This is a genomic window from Bradyrhizobium sp. P5_C12 (assembly GCF_054049735.1).
This window is the reverse complement of record NZ_JBFULU010000013.1, coordinates 144,846-163,629: the sequence shown is the minus strand read 5'-3', so window position 1 is coordinate 163,629 and position 18,784 is coordinate 144,846. Positions and strand designations below refer to the sequence as shown.

Annotated in this window: 17 protein-coding genes; 9 read left to right on the top strand and 8 right to left on the bottom strand. The window is 64.7% G+C overall.

Going from position 1 to position 18,784, the window contains the following annotated elements; genetic code table 11:
- Positions 1-117: 117 nt before the first annotated feature.
- The 4 genes from ACXJMY_RS14860 to ACXJMY_RS14845 all read right to left on the bottom strand — a co-directional run bounded on the left by ACXJMY_RS14860 (position 118) and on the right by ACXJMY_RS14845 (position 5,349).
- Positions 118-2,232, bottom strand: a complete 2,115-nt coding sequence (locus tag ACXJMY_RS14860; protein WP_456620088.1) for an acetate--CoA ligase family protein — start codon at positions 2,230-2,232, stop codon at positions 118-120.
- 111 nt (positions 2,233-2,343) lie between these two features.
- The gene (locus ACXJMY_RS14855; RefSeq protein WP_456620087.1) at positions 2,344-3,096 is read right to left on the bottom strand and encodes a hypothetical protein; all 753 of its coding nucleotides are present in this window, start codon (positions 3,094-3,096) and stop codon (positions 2,344-2,346) included.
- A 2-nt stretch (positions 3,097-3,098) separates the two neighbouring features.
- Positions 3,099-3,890, bottom strand: a complete 792-nt coding sequence (locus ACXJMY_RS14850) for an enoyl-CoA hydratase (protein ID WP_456620086.1) — start codon at positions 3,888-3,890, stop codon at positions 3,099-3,101.
- A gap of 253 nt (positions 3,891-4,143) precedes the next feature.
- Positions 4,144-5,349 (bottom strand): ABC transporter substrate-binding protein, encoded by a 1,206-nt coding sequence (locus ACXJMY_RS14845; RefSeq protein WP_456620085.1) that lies wholly within the window; start codon positions 5,347-5,349, stop codon positions 4,144-4,146.
- Positions 5,350-5,616: 267 nt separating this feature from the next.
- Between ACXJMY_RS14845 and ACXJMY_RS14840 the strand changes: the two genes are divergently transcribed.
- Positions 5,617-6,477, top strand: a complete 861-nt coding sequence (locus ACXJMY_RS14840) for a thermonuclease family protein (protein ID WP_456620093.1) — start codon at positions 5,617-5,619, stop codon at positions 6,475-6,477.
- Positions 6,478-6,608: 131 nt separating this feature from the next.
- Positions 6,609-8,000, top strand: coding sequence for a M48 family metalloprotease (locus tag ACXJMY_RS14835; RefSeq protein ID WP_456620084.1), 1,392 nt, complete (start codon positions 6,609-6,611; stop codon positions 7,998-8,000).
- Positions 8,001-8,171: 171 nt separating this feature from the next.
- On the opposite strand, the gene ACXJMY_RS14830 is transcribed toward ACXJMY_RS14835, so the two are convergent.
- Positions 8,172-9,500 (bottom strand): MFS transporter, encoded by a 1,329-nt coding sequence (locus ACXJMY_RS14830; RefSeq protein ID WP_456620083.1) that lies wholly within the window; start codon positions 9,498-9,500, stop codon positions 8,172-8,174.
- Positions 9,501-9,681: 181 nt separating this feature from the next.
- Between ACXJMY_RS14830 and cyoA the strand changes: the two genes are divergently transcribed.
- The 7 genes from cyoA to ACXJMY_RS14795 are packed head-to-tail and all read left to right on the top strand — an operon-like array spanning position 9,682 to position 16,592.
- A complete protein-coding gene (gene cyoA / locus ACXJMY_RS14825; RefSeq protein WP_456620082.1) occupies positions 9,682-10,842 on the top strand; it encodes a ubiquinol oxidase subunit II in 1,161 nt (386 codons plus the stop codon).
- 11 nt (positions 10,843-10,853) lie between these two features.
- Positions 10,854-12,851, top strand: coding sequence for a cytochrome o ubiquinol oxidase subunit I (gene cyoB / locus ACXJMY_RS14820; protein ID WP_456620081.1), 1,998 nt, complete (start codon positions 10,854-10,856; stop codon positions 12,849-12,851).
- Positions 12,852-13,481, top strand: a complete 630-nt coding sequence (gene cyoC, locus ACXJMY_RS14815) for a cytochrome o ubiquinol oxidase subunit III (protein ID WP_456620080.1) — start codon at positions 12,852-12,854, stop codon at positions 13,479-13,481.
- Positions 13,478-13,855, top strand: coding sequence for a cytochrome o ubiquinol oxidase subunit IV (gene cyoD / locus ACXJMY_RS14810; protein ID WP_456620079.1), 378 nt, complete (start codon positions 13,478-13,480; stop codon positions 13,853-13,855). The genes cyoC and cyoD overlap by 4 nt, the downstream gene beginning before the upstream one ends.
- Positions 13,856-13,869: 14 nt before the next feature.
- Positions 13,870-14,691, top strand: a complete 822-nt coding sequence (locus ACXJMY_RS14805; RefSeq protein WP_456620078.1) for an SURF1 family protein — start codon at positions 13,870-13,872, stop codon at positions 14,689-14,691.
- Complete coding sequence (locus tag ACXJMY_RS14800) at positions 14,663-16,069, top strand: ATP-binding protein (RefSeq protein WP_456620077.1); 1,407 nt, start codon at positions 14,663-14,665, stop codon at positions 16,067-16,069. The genes ACXJMY_RS14805 and ACXJMY_RS14800 overlap by 29 nt, the downstream gene beginning before the upstream one ends.
- Positions 16,059-16,592 (top strand): response regulator transcription factor, encoded by a 534-nt coding sequence (locus ACXJMY_RS14795; RefSeq protein ID WP_456620076.1) that lies wholly within the window; start codon positions 16,059-16,061, stop codon positions 16,590-16,592. The genes ACXJMY_RS14800 and ACXJMY_RS14795 overlap by 11 nt, the downstream gene beginning before the upstream one ends.
- Before the next feature lie 264 nt (positions 16,593-16,856).
- Here the strand turns inward: ACXJMY_RS14795 and ACXJMY_RS14790 are convergent, their stop codons facing one another.
- The 3 genes from ACXJMY_RS14790 to ACXJMY_RS14780 form a co-directional block, all read right to left on the bottom strand.
- Positions 16,857-17,651, bottom strand: coding sequence for a CarD family transcriptional regulator (locus ACXJMY_RS14790; RefSeq protein WP_456620075.1), 795 nt, complete (start codon positions 17,649-17,651; stop codon positions 16,857-16,859).
- 344 nt (positions 17,652-17,995) lie between these two features.
- Positions 17,996-18,334 carry a ferredoxin FdxA gene (fdxA, locus tag ACXJMY_RS14785; protein ID WP_027545217.1) on the bottom strand — a complete coding sequence of 113 codons (339 nt, stop codon included), beginning with the start codon at positions 18,332-18,334 and terminating at the stop codon, positions 17,996-17,998.
- A 132-nt stretch (positions 18,335-18,466) separates the two neighbouring features.
- Entirely contained in the window at positions 18,467-18,751 is a 285-nt protein-coding gene (locus ACXJMY_RS14780; protein WP_456620092.1) for an RNA-binding S4 domain-containing protein, read from the bottom strand.
- Positions 18,752-18,784: the final 33 nt, after the last annotated feature.

Sequence of the window (18,784 nt, the reverse complement as noted above, 5' to 3'; positions counted from 1 at the left end):
CCCATACCCCCAGGGAGACGTTGTGGCGCGAAGCTGGTAACCACGAGTCTTCGCCAAACCACTGCCTGTGGGTATGGGTCCCGGCCTTCGCCGGGACGACACTGATTTTTTGGCTGGCTACCTCCGCCCCACCACCAGCGCATCCACGATCGTCACGCCCTGCCCTTCTGCGTGCACCAGCACCGGGTTGAGCTCGATCTCCGCGATCTCCGCCGCATGCCGCGCGGCGAGCACTGAGATGTCTGCGATCAGTTGCGCCACCGCCGCGACGTCGGCCTTGGCCGCCCCGCGGAACCCGTTCAGCAGCGGCGCGGCTTTCAGGCTCGCCAGCATGGCGCCGGCCTCTTCCGCGCTCACCGGCGCCGGACGATAGACGACGTCGCGGAACAGCTCCGTGGTGATGCCGCCGAGACCTACCATCACCATGGGACCAAACGTCCTGTCCGTCATCGTGCCGACGATGATCTCGACGCCCTTCTTCGCCATCGGACCGACCAGCACACCCTGGATCGTCGCCTCCGGCCGGTGCTTGCGCGCATTGTTGAGCAAGGCCTCGAACGCCAGGAACACCTCGCCCTTGGTCGTGATGTTGACGCGCACGCCGCCGACCTCGCTCTTGTGCGCGATATCCGGAGACTGGATCTTCATCACCAATGGGAAGCCAACACGGACGACTGCTTCGTCGAGCCCGCCTTTGTCCCTCACCAGCACCTCATCCGGCAGCACGATGCCAGCGGCGCGGAGCATCGCCTTGCTGTCGGCCTCGGACAGAGTTGGCGCTTTCAGATACGCCGAGAGATCGCGCGCCGGTGGCCGCGCCTGGTCCGCAGGCTTGGGCAGGCTGAACGTCGCGTAGTCGACCAGCTGCCGCATCGCGACGCCGACATAAGTGAGGCCCGACAGCACGACCACGCCGGATTTCGCAAGCTCGCGGCGCGCAAAGTCCGACGGCAGCGTGTAGGAATAGAACACCACCGGTTTGCGCTGCGCTTCAAGCGCCGGTTTCAGCTCGGATTCCTTGAACGGCATCCGCACCTCGCTCGACAGCGACAGCACGACCAGGATCGCGTCGACCTCGTCGGAGGCCGTGAGCAGGTCGACGCTCTTCTGAAGCCCGCCCGAGGTCACGCCTTGCGCGGTGACGTCGATCGGATTGCGCGCGCTGCCGTAGGACGGCATCAGCTTTTTGATCTCCGTCTGGATCGGCTCGGAGAGCTCAGGCACCTGCAAGCCGCGCAGCGCCACCGCATCCGCGCCCCAGATCCCGGCGCCGCCGGAAACGGTGACCACGGCGACGCGATCACCCTTCGGCAGCGGATTGCTGGCGAGCACGGCGGCGATCGTCAAGGCTTCGTCGAGATCGTTGGAAATGATGAAGCCGTACTTTGCGAATACCGCATCGTACGCCGCCGACCAGCCGGCCATGCTCGCGGTGTGCGAGGCGGCTGCGCGCTCACCGGCGCCGGAACGGCCGACCTTGGTGACGATGACGGGCTTGTTCAGCTCGGCCGCGCGCCGTGCCGCGGCGAGAAATTTGTCGACGTCGCGAATGCCTTCGATGAACAGCAGGATCACGCCGGTCGAGGCGTCCTGCACCAGATAGTCCAGGAACTCGCCGGCGCCGAGGTCGGATTCATTGCCTGCGCTGACCACATAGCTCACGGCGACACCGAGCGCCTTGGCGCGGTGATAATAGGCAAAGCCGATGCCGCCGCTCTGCGCGACGATGCCGATCCGCTTTGTCGTGGCAATCAGCGGCACCACGCCCGGCTTGACGTCCACGGCGGGGCTGAAGGTCGCCGCGACGCGCTGCACCTGGCTGAAAAAACCTTCGGCATTCGGGCCGGAAATCCGCATGCCCGTGCGCTTGGCCAGCGCCGCGATCGCGTCCTGCACCGCGGCACTGTCGCCGCCTTCCTCGGCAAAGCCGGAGGAAATGATGACGGCGTTCTTCACGCCGGCGACCGCGCATTGCTCGAGTGCGGGCAGCACCGCGCGCGCGGGAATGATGATGACGGCAAGATCGACCGGTGCGCCGATCTCGGCGACCGATTTGTAGCAGGCGAGCCCGTCGATCTTGGCATAGTTCGGGTTCACCGGATAGATTTTGCCGGGATAGTCGTTCTTGCGCAGCATCGACAACAGCCGCCCCGGGATCTTCTCGTGATCGCGCGAGGCCCCGATCAGCGCGATGCTCGCGGGCGCGAAGAAGCTGTCGAGCGGATGCGGCATGTGGGGCGTTCCCTTCTTCGTGGAGCCGTACACTCTCTCAATCCGTCATCCCCGCGCAACGGCGAAGCCGTTGCGCGGGGATGACGGATTGAGATCTACGAAGGCAAGAGTTCAAGCAGCAAGACGGAACGTCACCCCACCCAACAAGAACTCGCTGCCCGCGACCGCGTGGCCCTTTGCCCTCGCCGCATGCAGCACACTGGCCGCATCGGCGACCCGAAACTCAAGCGCGCTCATGATCTCGCTTGCGCCGTTGACGAAGCGAAAGGTGGCGTTAGGCAGCCTCAGCTCGGCATCGCTACTCGGCGCAACGCCGATGATCTTGCCCCAATGCTCCGCCAGCCCCATCGGATCCGGGCTCTGCATCTCCACGGCTGTCAGCGCCTGGGTCACATCCCTGCGGATGAATTTTTGCCAGTCCGGACCCGCCGGTGGATACGGCCCCAGAATGTCGTCGCTGCCGTCGGTATGGTTGAACTCGATGAAGGCGGCGCGGCAGTCGCGGGGATGGAGCTGCACGCCGTGATAGGGCGCGTGGTCGATGACGTTGGCGGTGCGCACGCCCATGGCGTTGGCATTCCGGCCGCGCTCGTCGGGATCGTTGCAGCAGAAGATCGCCATGTAGCCGCCGCGGCCGCCGGTCTTCTCGATGAAGCGGCCGGCCGTGGTGCCGCCCTTGAACGGCGCCACCACCTCCAGCAGAATCGTGTCGACCGGGAGCAGCGCGTTCTCCAGGCCGTATTTGGCGACATTGCCGTCGCGGTAGCAGACCGCGAGGCCCATGATCTCGGCGATGTCGGAGATCACGGGGGCGAGCCGCGGCGCGACCAGGCAGATCTGCCGCAGCCGCATATAGGGCGCCATCGTCATGCGCCCTGGAAGGTCGGCTTGCGCTTCTCGACGAAGGCCTTGGCGGCCTCCTTGTGGTCCTCGGTGTCGCCACAGCGGGTGTGATGGATCGCCTCGCCGTCGAAGCAGTCTTCCAGCGCCAGATGCTCGGCATTGTTGATGTTGCGCTTGATGAAGCCGAGCGCGATCGACGGGCCCTGCGCCAGCGACAGCGCGAGCTCGTGCGCGGCGGCGTCGATCTCGGCGTCCGGCACGACTTTTGTCACCATGCCGATCGCATGGGCCTCCTTCGCGGTGAGCACCGGCGAGGTCAGATAGAGCTCACGTGCCCGCGCGCTGCCGAGCAGCTGGGTGAGGAAATAGGTGCCGCCGTAATCGCCGGAGAAGCCGACCTTGGCGAAGGCGGTGGTGATCTTGCAGGATTCGGAGGCGACGCGCAGGTCGCAGGACAGCGCCATGGAAAGCCCGGCGCCGGCCGCGGCACCATCGAGCTGCGCCACCACGGGCTTCGGCATCTGGTGCAGGATGCGCGAGACCTCCATGCCGCGGCGCAGATTCGCAAGCTTGGTCTCGAACGGCAGCGGCGCGCGGCCCTCCGCCATCGACTTGACGTCGCCGCCGACGCAGAAGGAGCCGCCCGCGCCCTTGAACAGCACCGCGCGCACCTCCGGATCGTCGGCCGCGCGCCGTGCCGCCTCGACCAGCCCCCGCACCATGTCCGGGTTGAGCGCATTCTTGCGCTCCGGCCGGTTCATGGTGATGGTGAGCAGCCCGGCTTCGAGCTTTTGCAGGACCATGTCGTTGCTCATGGGACGTCTCCCTTGTTGTTGTTTGTTTTGTCGTTCCCGGGGCGCGACGTAGTCGCGAACCCGGAATCCATTTCTCAACAGTTACTGCGGCCCGATGGATCCCGGGCTCGCGACTTCGTCGCGCCCCGGGATGACGAGCCCATCCTGTCGTTCCGGGGCGATGCAAAGCATCGAACCATGGTGCGCAATTGCGCACCTGAGAACCTCGAGATCCCGGGTTCTCGCTTCGCGAGCCCCGGGATGACGCTTCGCGTCACTTCTTCACCAGCGGGCAACGCGACTGCTCCAGTGACTGGAACGCCTCGTTGCCGGGCACGGTGGCGAGCAGCTTGTAATCGTCCCAGCGGCCCTTGGACTCCGACGGCTTCTTCACCTCGAACAGGTACATGTCGTGGATCATGCGGCCGTCCTCGCGGATCTTGCCGTCCTTGGCGAAGAAGTCGTTGATCGGGGTCTCCTTCATCACCTTGATCACCGCGGCCGAGTCGGTCGTGCCGGCCGCCTTCACGGCTTTCAGATAATGCGTGACGGAGGAATAGACGCCCGCCTGCGCCGACGTCGGCGGCCGCTTCATGCGCTCGGTGAAGCGCTTCGAGAATGCGCGGGTGTCGTCGTTGAGGTCCCAGTAGAAGGCTTCGGCCAGCAGCAGGCCCTGCGCCGTCTCCAGCCCAATCGAGTCGATGTCGGTGACGAAAGCGAGCAGCGGCGAGATCTTCTGGCCGCCTTTCATGATGCCGAACTCGGCCGACTGCTTGATGGCGTTGACGGTGTCGCCGCCGGCGTTCGCCAGCCCGATCACCTTGGCCTTCGAGGCTTGGGCCTGAAGCAGGAATGACGAAAAATCCGACGTGTTGAGCGGATGGCGGACATTGCCCAGCACCTTGCCGCCGGTCTTCACGACCACATTGCTGGTGTCCTTCTCGAGATCCTGGCCGAAGGCGTAGTCGGCGGTGAGGAAGTACCAGGTGTCGAGGCCCGACTTCACGGCCGCAAGGCCGGTCACATTGGCCTGGCCGAACGTGTCGAACACGTAGTGCACGGTGTAGGGACCGCAGGCCTCGTTGGTGAGGCGGATCGAGCCGGGGCCGTTGAAGATGATGATCTTGTTGCGCGCCTTGGCGATCTCGCCGGCGGCGAGCGCAGTCGCGGAGGCCGCGACGTCATAGATCATCTCGACGCCCTGATTGTCGAGCATGTCACGGGCGATGTTGGCGGAGAGATCGGCCTTGTTGAGATGGTCGGCGGCCAGCACCTGGATCTTGCGTCCCAGCACCTCGCCGCCGAAATCCTCCACCGCCATCTTGGCCGCGGTCTCGCTGCCGGCGCCGGTGATGTCGGCGTACAGGCTCGACATGTCGAGGATGCCGCCGATCTTCAGTGGCGGCTTGTCCTGGGCCTGCACGGCACTTGCGCTCAGGGCGAACGACGCGGCAAAAATGCCCGACAAAATTCTCTTCATTGAAAAAGGCCTCCCTTATCGCGCCGTACTCTGATGGCGGCTTGGTTATTGCTCTTGGTTATAGCTCTTGGCTATCGCGATTGCCGCAATCATGCCGCATGCGCGAGAGCGCAGCAAGCGCGGGTGGCGTGCAGGTCGCGCGATCGTCACGCGTTTTCCGCAAAGCGGAATGGTGGGATGACGCAAGATGCTTCAACATTGCGAGCGCAGCGAAGCAATCCAGACTGTCACCGCGGCGGGATTCTGGATTGCTTCGCTGCGCTCGCAATGACGGAGTGTGAGGAAGCCTCTTCGCGACCCGCTACGCCTGGGTTAAAGCTAGAGCGTAACGCAACCTCTCCGGGCAACGTGACGCGATCCCTCACCTTCATAGTAGTCGCAGCGGCCCTCTTCATCGCAGCTCACGATGTCGCGCTCGCCACACCGTGCCAGTTCGAATCCCAGGGCGAGGGCCGCGTCGCGGCCATCGTCGATGCACGCGGCGTGCGCCTCGACGACGGCCGCGAAATCCGCCTCGCCGGCGTCGAGCCGACCGCAACGACGAAGCAGGCGCTGACGTCGCTTCTCGTCGGCCGCGACGTGACCCTGCGCGGCGCTGACGACACGCCCGACCGTTACGGCCGCCAGGGCGCGTTCATCTTCGTCGGCGAAAGCGACGCCTCCGTGCAGGCCATGTTGCTTGCCCAGGGCGAGGCGATCGTCTCCGCCGAAATCGCGGACAAGGATTGCGCGGCGGCCCTGATGTCGTCGGAAGCCGAGGCGAGGCGCCAAAAAAAGGGCAGCTGGGCTGACCCGTCGGCCATAAAAAACGCGGAAAGTCCGGACGATAWTTTGGCCGGGATCGGGCGCTTTTTGGTGGTCGAGGGCAAAGTCCTGTCGGTCCGGCAAGCTGGGGCAGTGACCTACCTCAACTTCGGACGGAACTGGACAYGCGGCTTTGCGGTGACTATTTCAAAGCGCACGTTGCCGGCGTTCGAGAACGCCGGATTTACCCTTAAGTCCTTGGAAAATCGTCGTATTCGAGTCCGGGGCTGGGTTGAGGGGACGACGGGGCCGCGTATCGATGTGCGTCTCTTGGGACAGGTTGAATTGCTGGGCGCAAACGAGCCTACTGGGGTAAGGCCTTAAAGGCCGGGCACGGGTTAAGCGACGTGAATGGGGTGCTAGAACAGCACAAAAAGGGCGAAGGACGCCGCCTTCGGGCTGCGCCGGCCGCGCTTTGCCTTTTGCTGGGCGGGCTTCTTGCTGGTTGCGGCGATATGGGCCGGTTCCAGACCACGGCAGCCCCGCCGACCGTCGCGCTCCCAAAACCCAAGCCGGCCGTCGCGCAGACCCCGGCGACCGAAAAGGAGCACGAGCGCATCCTGGCGAGCTATGGCGGGACTTATGACGACCCCAGGCTCGAATCGCTCGTCACCAAAACCGTCGATCGGCTGGTCGCCGCCTCCGACCGCCCCGACCAGGGCTACAGGGTCACCATCCTCAATTCCGGCGCGGTGAACGCCTTCGCGCTGCCGAACGGCCAGCTCTACGTCACGCGCGGGCTTCTTGCGCTTGCGAGCGATACCTCGGAATTGTCCTCCGTGCTCAGCCACGAGATGGCGCATGTGCTGTCCAAGCACGCCGCGATGCGCGAGGACCAGGCGCGCCAGGCCGCGATCGTCACCCGCGTCGTCACCGACATGAGCAACGACCCCGACCTCACCGCGCTCGCGCTCGCCAAGACCAAGCTCACCATGGCGAGCTTTTCGCGCAACCAGGAGTTCGAGGCCGATGGCATCGGCGTCGGCATTTCCGCCAAGGCACATTTCGACCCTTATGGTGCTGCACGGTTCCTTTCGGCGATGGAGCGCAATGCCGAACTGAAGGTCGGCAAGACCTCGCTCGATCCGCGCGCGCAGGACTTCACCTCGTCGCATCCGGCGACCCCGGAGCGCGTCCAGAATGCGCAGACCATCGCGCGGCAGTACGCCGCGCCGGAAGGCGCCGAACGCGATCGCGAGACCTACCTCGCCGCGATCGACAATCTCGTCTATGGCGAAGACCCCAGCGAAGGTTTTGTGCGCGGCCGGCGCTTCCTGCATCCGAAGCTCGGCTTCACCTTCCAGGCGCCGGACAATTTCACGCTCGACAACACGGCGCAGGCCGTGATCGGCGTGCGCGACGGCGGCTCGCAGGCGATGCGCTTCGACGTCGTCCGCGTGCCGTCCGAACAGTCGCTCGGCGATTACCTCAATTCAGGCTGGATGGAAGGCGTCGAGAAGGCCTCCACCGAAGATATCACCATCAACGGCTTTCCGGCTGCGTCCGCCACCGCCAAGGGCGATCAGTGGCAGTTCAAGGTCTATGCGTTGCGCTTCGGCAGCGACGTCTATCGCTTCATCTTCGCTGCGCGGCAGAAGTCGACCGAGAGCGAGCGCAATGCGCGCGAGACCGTCAATTCATTCCGCCGCCTGACGCTCGACGAAATCCAGGCCGCCCGTCCGCTGCGCATCAAGGTCATCACCGTGCAGCCCGGCGACACCGTGGAATCGCTCTCCCACCGGATGGCCGGCGTCGATCACCCCGCCGAGCGTTTCCGCGTGCTGAACGGCCTCGATCGCACCGCGCAGGTGAAGGTGCGGGATCGCGTGAAGGTCGTCGCGGATTGAGGCGCGCTGGCTCCGCAAGCTCCGCCGTCGTCCCGGACAAGCGTAAGCGCAGATCCGGGACCCATAACCACAGGATACCGGAATGGGCACGCTGGTAGCTCCAGCGTGCTTCAACAATGAACAGGCGGGGTAATGGGTCCTGGCTTTCGCCAGGACGACATGCGCGTGAGCTTAACCGCCCGCGTCCATGTCGCCCGCCTCGCGCTGGCCGCTGAGCCAGAGCGCCAGCAGGGTCCAGAACGCGCCGGAGAGCAGATAGGCGCCCGAGGCGATGACGCCCAGATTGGTCGCGAGCAACAGAGCTGCGAGCGGGGCAAAGCCGGCGCCGAACAGCCAGGCCATGTCCGAGGTCAGCGCCGAGGCCGTGTAGCGGTACATCTGCTTGAAGTTCGAGGCGATCGCGCCCGAGGATTGGCCGAAGGAGAGGCCGAGCAGGATGAAGCCGATCACCATGTAGATGGTCTCACCGAACGCGCCGGCGTCGAGCAGTTGCGGAGCAAAACCGCTATAGACCGCGATCGCGATCGCCGAGCCCATCAGCAGCGATTTGCGGCCGACGCGGTCGGCGATGATCCCGGAGGCCACGATCGCGGCGACGCCGAACACGGCGGCGACGATCTCGATGATCAGGAAGCGCACCGGGCTTTCGCGGGTGAACAGGAACACCCAGGACAACGGAAACACCGTGACCATGTGGAACAGCGCGAAGCTTGCCAGCGGCGCGAACGCGCCGAGCATGATGTTGTGGCCTTCGCGGGCGACAGTGTCGGAGATGCGCGATGGCTGCAATTCGCGGGTCTCGAACAGCGACGCGTATTCCTCCGTCGTCACCATGCGCAGGCGGGCGAACAGCGCCACGACGTTGATGGCGAAGGCGACGAAGAACGGATAGCGCCAGCCCCAGTCGAAGAAGTCGTCGGCCGACAGATTGCCGGCGAAATAGGCGAACAGCGCGCTCGCCACGATCAGCCCAAGCGGGGCGCCGAGCTGCGGCACCATCGCGTACCAGCCGCGCTTCGAGGGCGGCGCGTTCAGCGCCAGCAGTGAGGCCATCCCGTCCCAGGCGCCGCCCCAGGCCAGACCCTGCGCGATGCGCGCCAGCGCCAGCAGCCAGATCGCAGAGGCGCCGATGTCGTGATAGCCGGGCAGGAACGCGATCGCGACAGTGGCGGTGCCGAGCAGGAACAGCGCGGCGACCAGCTTGGCCGTCTTGCCGTATTCCCGGTCGACCGTCATGAAGATGACGGTGCCGAGCGGGCGCGCCATGAAGGCCAGCGCGAAAATCGTGAAGGAATAAAGGGTGCCGGTCAGTTCGCTCGCAAACGGGAACACCAGGCGCGGAAACACGATCACCGAAGCGATGGCGTAGACGAAGAAGTCGAAGAATTCCGAGGTGCGGCCGATGATGACGCCGATGGCGATCTCGCCGGGACTGGCCTGGTCGTGGCCATGCTCGCCCGAGTGGAGGTCTGCCATTGCGGGGGTCTGTGCCGTCGCCATTCGTGCGCCCTTAACGTCCTGAAAACCAAAGCCGACCACCCGGCGGGCGCCGGGCAATCTGGTTCTCTCTGGCGCAACATTCCGCACTGCAACATTGGACAAATTGTCCAATGTCCGGATTGCTGCGCCGCAGCTACCCGTTGGCCCCGCAAAGGAAACTCATTCTCATAAGGCTCAGCCCGTGTCTCGTCTCAAGATCCTGGCGCTACTACCTTTGGCCGTAGCGCTCAGTGGCTGCAACTACGTCGTGCTGGCGCCAGCCGGCGACATCGCCGCCCAACAGCGCGACCTCGTCATCATCTCCACCGTCCTGATGCTCCTGATCGTCGTCCCCGTGATGGCGCTGACGGTGCTGTTCGCCTGGCGCTACCGCCAGTCCAACACCGCCGCGCGCTACGAGCCGGACTGGGACCACTCGACCAAGCTCGAGCTGGTGATCTGGTCGGCGCCGCTGCTGATCATCGTTTGCCTGGGCGCGCTGACCTGGATGGGCACGCATCTGCTCGATCCCTATCGCACGCTCGGCCGCATCAACGCGGAGCGCGCCGTCGACCAGTCCAGGGCGCCGCTCGAGGTTGATGTCGTCGCGCTCGACTGGAAGTGGCTCTTCATCTATCCGGACTACGGCATCGCCACCGTCAACGAGCTCGCAGCGCCGGTCGATCGTCCGATCAAATTCCGCATCACCGCGTCCTCGGTGATGAACTCGTTCTACATCCCCGCGCTGGCCGGCCAGATCTACGCCATGCCGGGCATGGAGACCAAGCTCCACGCCGTCGTGAACCATTCCGGCACCTACAAGGGCTTCTCGGCGAACTACAGCGGTGCCGGCTTCTCCGGCATGCACTTCGCCTTCCATGCTCTCGACGACAAGGGGTTTGACGGCTGGGTCGCCGGCGCCAAATCGGCCGGCGGCTCGCTCGGCCGCGGCGAATATCTCCAGCTCGAGAAGCCGAGCCAGAACGAGCCGGTGCGGCGCTACGGCAGCATCGACACCGATCTCTATCGCCTGATCCTCAACATGTGCGTCGAGACCGGCAAGATGTGCCAGAGCGAGATGATGGCCATCGATGCCAAGGGCGGCAACGGCCATGAGGGCCTGAACAACACCCTGCCGCTGGCCTACGACAAGTACGCCCGCCGCGGCACGGCGCTTGGGCCGGAGCCGACCTTCGTCGCCGGCACCTGCACGCCCGAGGCGCCGCAGGGCCAGACCACGGCCGCGATCAAGGCGCCGCTCGACACCGCGCCGCTGCTCGGCGCCGGGCTGAAGCGGCCGACCTTCACGCCGCTCAAGTCTTCGTCCTTCTTCCTCGGACAACGTCCGAAGTCAGACTCCTAAAGAGAGCTCGCATGTCTCCTGATTTTCTCAAGCTCATCTTCGGCCGGCTCACCATCGAATCGCTGCCGCTGCACGAGCCGATCGTCGTCGGCACCTTCGCGGTGGTGGCGACCGGCGGCCTCGTCCTGCTCGCCGGGCTCACCTATTTCCGCCTCTGGGGCTATCTCTGGAGCGAGTGGTTCACCAGCGTCGACCACAAGCGCATCGGCATCATGTACATGATCCTCGGCATCGTGATGCTGCTGCGCGGCTTCGCCGACGCGCTGATGATGCGGTTGCAGCAGGCGCTCGCCTTTGGCGGCTCCGAAGGCTATCTCAACGCCCATCACTACGACCAGGTCTTCACCGCCCACGGCGTCATCATGATCTTCTTCGTGGCGATGCCGCTGGTCACCGGCCTGATGAACTTCGTCGTGCCGCTCCAGATCGGCGCGCGCGACGTGTCGTTCCCGTTCCTGAACAATTTCAGCTTCTGGATGACGGTGGGCGGCGCGGTGCTGGTGATGGCCTCGCTGTTCATCGGTGAATTCGCCCGTACCGGCTGGCTCGCTTATCCGCCGCTGTCGAACATCGGCTACAGTCCCGACGTCGGCGTCGACTATTACATATGGGGTCTCCAGGTCGCGGGCGTCGGAACGACACTGTCCGGCATCAACCTGATCTGCACCATCGTCAAGCTGCGGGCGCCGGGCATGACCATGATGCGGATGCCGGTCTTCACCTGGACCTCGCTCTGCACCAACGTGCTGATCGTCGCCTCCTTCCCGGTGCTGACCGTGGTGCTCGCGCTGCTCTCGCTCGACCGCTATGTCGGCACCAATTTCTTCACGAACGATTTCGGCGGCAGCCCGATGATGTACGTGAACCTGATCTGGATCTGGGGCCATCCCGAGGTCTACATCCTGGTTCTCCCCGCCTTCGGCATCTTCTCGGAAGTGACCTCGACCTTCTCCGGCAAGCGGCTGTTCGGCTACACCTCGATGGTCTACGCCACGGTGGTCATCACCATCCTGTCGTACCTGGTCTGGCTGCACCACTTCTTCACGATGGGATCGGGCGCCAGCGTCAATTCCTTCTTCGGCATCACCACGATGATCATCTCGATCCCGACGGGCGCGAAGATGTTCAACTGGCTGTTCACGATGTATCGCGGCCGCATCCGCTTCGAGCTGCCGATGATGTGGACGATCGCGTTCATGCTGACCTTCGTGCTCGGCGGCATGACCGGCGTGTTGCTCGCGGTGCCGCCGGCCGACTTCGTCCTGCACAACAGCCTGTTCCTGATCGCGCACTTCCACAACGTGATCATCGGCGGCGTCGTGTTCGGCGCGTTTGCCGGCATCGGCTACTGGTTCCCGAAGGCGTTCGGCTTCAAGCTCGATCCGTTCTGGGGCAAGCTGTCGTTCTGGTTCTGGGTCACCGGCTTCTAYSTCGCCTTCATGCCGCTCTAYGTGCTSGGCYTGATGGGCRTGACCCGGCGGCTTCGCGTGTTCGACGATCCGAGCCTTCAGATCTGGTTCATCATCGCCGGCATCGGCGCGTTCCTGGTCTTCCTCGGCATCCTCAGCATGCTGATGCAGTTCGCCGTCAGCTTCCTCAAGCGCGAGCAGCTCAAGGACGTCACCGGCGATCCCTGGGATGCGCGCACGCTGGAATGGGCGACGTCCTCACCGCCGCCGGCCTACAACTTCGCCTTCACCCCCGTCGTTCACGACAATGACGCGTGGTGGGACATGAAGAAGCGCGGCTACGTCCGTCCGCTGACCGGCTTCAAGCCGATCCACATGCCGAGCAACACCGGCACGGGCATCATCCTCGCCGGCTTTGCCACCGCGATGGGATTCGGCCTGATCTGGTACATGTGGTGGCTGGCGGCCGCGAGCTTCATCGCGATGCTCGCCGTCGCGATCGGTCACACCTTCAACTATCACCGCGACTTCGACATTCCGGCCGACGACGTCATCCGGGCCGAGGACGCACGCACCAAACTGCTCGCCGGAGCCAAGTAAATGACGGTCGCTGTCAATCCTGCCCAAACGGGCGAGCCGCTGTTCTACCTCGCCGACGAGCACCCGCACCCGGAAGGGTACAGCACCTCGCTCGGCTTCTGGATCTATCTGATGAGCGACTGCCTCATCTTTGCGATCCTGTTTGCGACCTTCGGCGTGCTCGGCGGCAACTACGCCGCCGGTCCGGCGCCGAAGGACCTGTTCGACCTGTCGCTGGTCGCGGTCAACACCTCGATGCTGCTGCTGTCGTCGATCACCTACGGCTTTGCCATGCTGACGATGCAGCAGAACAAGATCGCCCAGACCCAGATGTGGCTGGCCATCACCGGCCTGTTCGGCCTCGCCTTCATCGGCATCGAGCTCACCGAGTTCGCCCACATGATCCATGAGGGTGCGACGCCGCAGCGCAGCGCCTTCCTGTCCGCCTTCTTCACGCTGGTCGGCACCCACGGCCTGCACGTCTCCTGCGGCCTGATCTGGCTGGTGACCTTGATGGTGCAGGTCTGGAAGTTCGGCCTGATCGAGGCCAACCGCCGCCGCCTGATGTGCCTGTCGATGTTCTGGCACTTCCTCGACGTGGTCTGGATCGGCGTCTTCACCTTCGTCTATCTCCTGGGAGTTCTGCGATGAACACCGACACCCACGCCGCCCACGCCGACCATCACCACGACGACGGCCACGCCCACGGTTCGCTCTCGACCTATGTGCTCGGCTTCGTGCTCTCGGTCGTCCTCACCGCCATCCCGTTCTGGCTGGTGATGAGCGGCGCGCTGCCCAGCAAGCAGATCACCGCGCTCGTGATCATGGCCTTCGCGGTCGTGCAGATCGTCGTGCACATGATCTACTTCCTGCACATGAACACCAAGTCCGAGAACGGCTGGAGCATGATGGCGCTGATCTTCACCATCGTCATGGTGGTGATCGCGCTGTCCGGTTCGCTGTGGGTGATGAACCACCTCAACAGCAACATGATGCCGATCCACCAGATGACCGGGATGAAGTGAGCGAGACCGGGACCATGACAGCAAGCAAGGGCGCGCGCCGCAAGCCTGCGCGCCCTTCCTTGTGGCTCATCGTCCTCTCGCTCACGGCCATCGCGCTTCTGATCGCTCTCGGCGTCTGGCAGGTCGAACGCCGCGCCTGGAAGCTGGCGCTGATCGACCGCGTCGAGCAGCGCGTCCATGCCGCCGCACGGCCGGTCCCCTCGCCGGCATCGTGGCCGGCGGTCACCGCCGCAAATGACGAATACAGGCACGTCGCCGTCGCCGGCCGCTTCCTGCATGACCGCGAGACGCTGGTTCAGGCCGTCACCGAGGAAGGCCCCGGCTATTGGGTGCTGACGCCGCTTCGGCGCGACGACGGCACGCTGGTCCTGGTCAACCGCGGCTTCGTGCCGTCCGAGCGGCGCGACGCATCGACGCGCCACGACGGCAATCCGCAAGGCCCGGTCGAGATCACCGGCCTGTTGCGGATGACGGAGCCGAAAGGCGGATTCCTCAGGACCAATGTCCCCCAGCACAACCGCTGGTACTCGCGGGATGTCGCCGCGATTGCCGCGGCACGCGGCCTCGACCACGTCGCGCCCTTCTTCATCGATGCCGACGCCGGATCACAATCCGGCAGCGGGCCAATCGGCGGATTGACCGTGATCCGCTTTCCCAATAACCACCTGATCTATGCGCTGACGTGGTTTGCCCTGGCTTTCATGCTGGCCGGTAAACTTTTCGTCACATTCGGCGGCGGGCTGTTCCGCCGCAGGCGCTTCGTCCACGAACCGGCCGGCGATGCTGCCGCGCGCAGGACGGGATCAGATGCTGGAACGATCGTCGAGCCGACCTGACGACGGGAAGACGCTTCCCCACACGCTTGCCCATCGTGGCGAGCTGGCCGTCACGCTGCAATCGCAGGCGGATGCGCGCAGCGAGCTGATCGGCGCTGCGCCGACCGACGACGAAACCAACCGCAAGAACATGGCGCTGCTGATCCAACTGCGCTGGACTGCGGTGGTCGGTCAGATCGTGACCATCGGTGGCGTGCATTTCTGGCTCGGCATTCCGCTGCCGCTGGCGCGCATGGGCGCGGTGATCGGCGCGCTGGTGCTGCTCAATGTCTCGAGCCTGGTCTGGGTGCGCCATCGCGCCGCGATCACCAACAATGAGCTGCTGGTCGCGCTGATGCTCGACGTCGCCGCGCTGACCGCGCAGCTCTACCTCAGCGGCGGCGCCACCAACCCCTTCACCTCGCTGTTCCTGCTCCAGGTGACGCTGGGGGCCGTGCTGCTCAATGCCCGTTCGACCTGGTCGTTGGTCGCCCTGACCTGCGCGAGTTTTGTCTGGCTGACGATCGCGTACCGGCCGCTCGACCTGCCGCCGAATCCATTGGGCGAAAGCTACACCCTCACCGTCGCCGGCATGCTCCTGGGCTTCGTTCTCAACGCGGTGTTGCTGGTCGTGTTCGTCACCCGCATCAATCGAAACCTGCGCGAGCGCGATGCGCATCTGGCGGCGCTGCGCCAGCATGCGGCCGAGCAGGATCACATCGTCCGCATGGGCCTGCTGGCGTCCGGCGCGGCGCATGAGCTCGGCACCCCGCTCGCCTCGCTCTCGGTCATCCTCGGCGACTGGCGCCGCATGCCGGACCTCGCCGCCGATCAGGAGCTCGCCGAGGATCTCGCGGAGATGGAGACCTCGCTGCAGCGCTGCAAATCGATCGTCACGGGCATCCTGGTGTCGGCGGGAGAAGCGCGCGGCGAAGGATCCTCGCCGACCACGGTCACGGCCTTCGTCACCGCGCTGGTCGAGGAGTGGCGCGATGCGCGCTCGGCGCGCACGCTCTATTTCGTCAACACCTTCGGCGAGGACGTCGCGATCGTCTCGGACGTCGCGCTGAAGCAGGTGATCTTCAACGTGCTCGACAATGCCTACGAGGTTTCGCGCGAGTGGGTCGAGCTTCTGGCCGAGCGCGAGGGCGACAATCTCGTGCTGTCGATCAGCGACCGCGGCCCGGGCTTTGCGCCGGAGATGCTGGCGCAGCTCGGAAAGCCCTATCATTCGAGCAAGGGCCGCGCCGGCGGCGGGCTCGGCCTGTTCCTGGTGGTGAACGTGGTGCGCAAGTTAGGGGGCAGCGTGACCGCCGAGAACCACAGGAAGCGCGGCGCCACCGTCCGCCTGACGCTGCCGCTCGCAACGCTCGCGATCGGAGGCAGCTTTGACGCCTGACCGCTCGCTCATCGTCGTCGAGGACGATGCCGGATTCGCGCGCACGCTGAAGCGCTCGTTCGAGCGCCGCGGCTATGAGGTGGTGCTGGCCGGCTCGATCGAGGACGTCCGCAAGGTGCTGGAGGAGCGCTCCTTCGGCTATGCCGTGGTCGATCTCAAGCTCGGCGGCGCCTCGGGCCTTGCCTGCGTCGAGCTGCTGCACACCCACGACGAGGAGATGCTGATCGTGGTGCTGACCGGCTTTGCCAGCATCTCGACCGCGGTCGAGGCCATCAAGCTCGGCGCCTGCCACTATCTGGCAAAGCCCTCCAACACCGACGACATCGAGGCTGCCTTCAACAAGGCCGAGGGCAATGCCGAGGTCGCGCTCGATGTGCGGCCGACATCGATCAAGACGCTGGAATGGGAGCGCATCCACCAGACCCTGATCGAGACGGATTTCAACATCTCGGAAGCGGCGCGCCGGCTCGGAATGCACCGGCGGACCTTGGCGAGGAAGCTGGAAAAGCGGCCGGTGAAATAAACCTAGGCTCTCTCCCCTCGTCGTCCCGGCGAAGGCCGGGACCCATAACCACAGGATTTGGTTTGGCGAAGACTCGTGGTCGCCAGCCCCGCGCTACAACTTCTCCCTGGGGTAATGGGTCCCGGCCTTCGCCGGGACGACACTGCATTTGTTGACCCACCGTCGCGACGTGGCGGACATGGAACGCGAGACGGCACACGCAAAAACAAAAAKCCCGGCCATTCGGCCGGGCTTTTGATCTGTTGCGATGAACGCGAGAGGCGCTTACGCGGCCTCGTCGGCGACCGTGGTGTCGTCGCCATCGGTATCGTCGGCCTCACCCTCGGCATCCGCTTCGCCTTCGGCGGCTTCGGACTTGGCGCCGGTGCGGCGGGGGCTCTTGGCGAGCTGGGCCTCGATCTCCTTGACCGCTTCGGTCTCGGTCGAGTGCTGCACCACCGCGATCTCGCGGGACAGGCGATCGAGCGCCGCTTCATAGAGCTGGCGTTCGCTGTAGGACTGCTCGGGCTGCGACTCGGAGCGGTAGAGATCGCGCACGACTTCCGCGATCGCGACGATGTCGCCCGAATTGATCTTCGCTTCGTATTCCTGGGCGCGGCGCGACCACATGGTGCGCTTGACGCGGGCGCGGCCCTTGAGCGTCTCGAGCGCCTTCTTCACCAGCGCCGGCTCGGAGAGCTTGCGCATGCCGACATTGGCGACCTTCGCGGTCGGCACGCGCAGCGTCATCTTGTCCTTGATGAAGTTGATGACGAACAGCTCGAGCTTGGCACCGGCGATCTCCTGCTCCTCGATGGCCAGGATCTGGCCGACGCCGTGAGCGGGATAGACGACGAATTCGTTGGCCTTGAAGCCCTGGCGCTGGGTCACGACCTTCTTTTCCTCGACCTTCGGCGCGGGCGCAGCCGCCTTCACGGCCGGCTTGGCAGCGACGGGGGCCTTGGTGGGGGCAGCGGCAACGGGCGCCTTCGGAGCAACGGGCTTGGCAGCGGGAGCCTTGGCAGCAGCAGGCTTGGAAACGGTCGCTTTCGCGGCAGTTTTGGCAGTCTTGTTAGGCATTGCGCTTCTTTTGTTCTTGGAGGACTTTGCAGCCGGAGCCTTCGTGGCGGCACGGCCCTTGGATGCGCTACGGCTGGCCGTGGCGACTTTCTTGGCCTCCTTATGGGAAGCCCTCGCAGAAGTACTCTTTTTACGCGTTTTCTGTGACACAGCCTGCGCGCGGAAACTGCCACGCCCCTGTTCGACATTTGGTTTCACGGGAACCCAGAGGGGCCAACGGGGCTGACGGGGTTCAGCTTAATGTGCCCAATATAGCACATTTCCCGCAAAAATCAATGATTTAGGGGTCGTGAGGGCTGGTTTTCGGCGCGTTTGAAGCTAATAGGGTTAAGTTTGGGCCCAAATTAGTCCCCGGAACCGGGGTTCGGGGAGAAATACTTCTCGAACTTGCCCTCCATACCGTCGAATTCCTTCGCGTCGGCGGGTGATTCTTTCTTCTGGGTGATGTTCGGCCAGCTCTTGGCGTAGTCGGCATTGACCGACAGCCACTTTTCCAGGCCCGGTTCCGTGTCCGGCTTGATGGCATCGGCGGGGCATTCCGGCTCGCACACGCCGCAGTCGATGCATTCGTCAGGATGGATGACGAGCATGTTCTCGCCCTCGTAGAAACAGTCGACCGGGCAGACCTCGACGCAGTCGGTGTACTTGCACTTGATGCAGGCTTCAGTGACGACGTAAGTCATCCAACGCTCCGAAAAGCTCTTTTAAAAGTCGCGGCTTGCGTAGCGCGGATGGCCCGGCGCTGCAAGATCAGGAACGACCGATCATGACGGCTTTCCGCGCGTGATCGACCAAGAAATGAATACGAAGCGCAATTAATTGCGCTTTGCGTCAGTGAGCTCCTCGTAGAGCACGCGCGCAGAAGCAGCATCGCCACGGCGCTCGTTGAAGGCGGCGACTTTCAAGACGCGCACGGTGCGATCGAGCGCGATCGTCAGCACGTCGCCGATCTTGATCGCGTGCCCCGGCGATGTCTCGCGCCCGCCGTTGACGCGAACATGGCCGGACTCGACGAGCTCAGCCGCGGAGGTGCGCGCCTTCACCACCCGCGCATGCCACAGCCATTTGTCGAGGCGCTGGCGCTCGGTCGTGGGCGTTATTCCTCTTCACGCGTCTTCTTCACGCGAACCGCT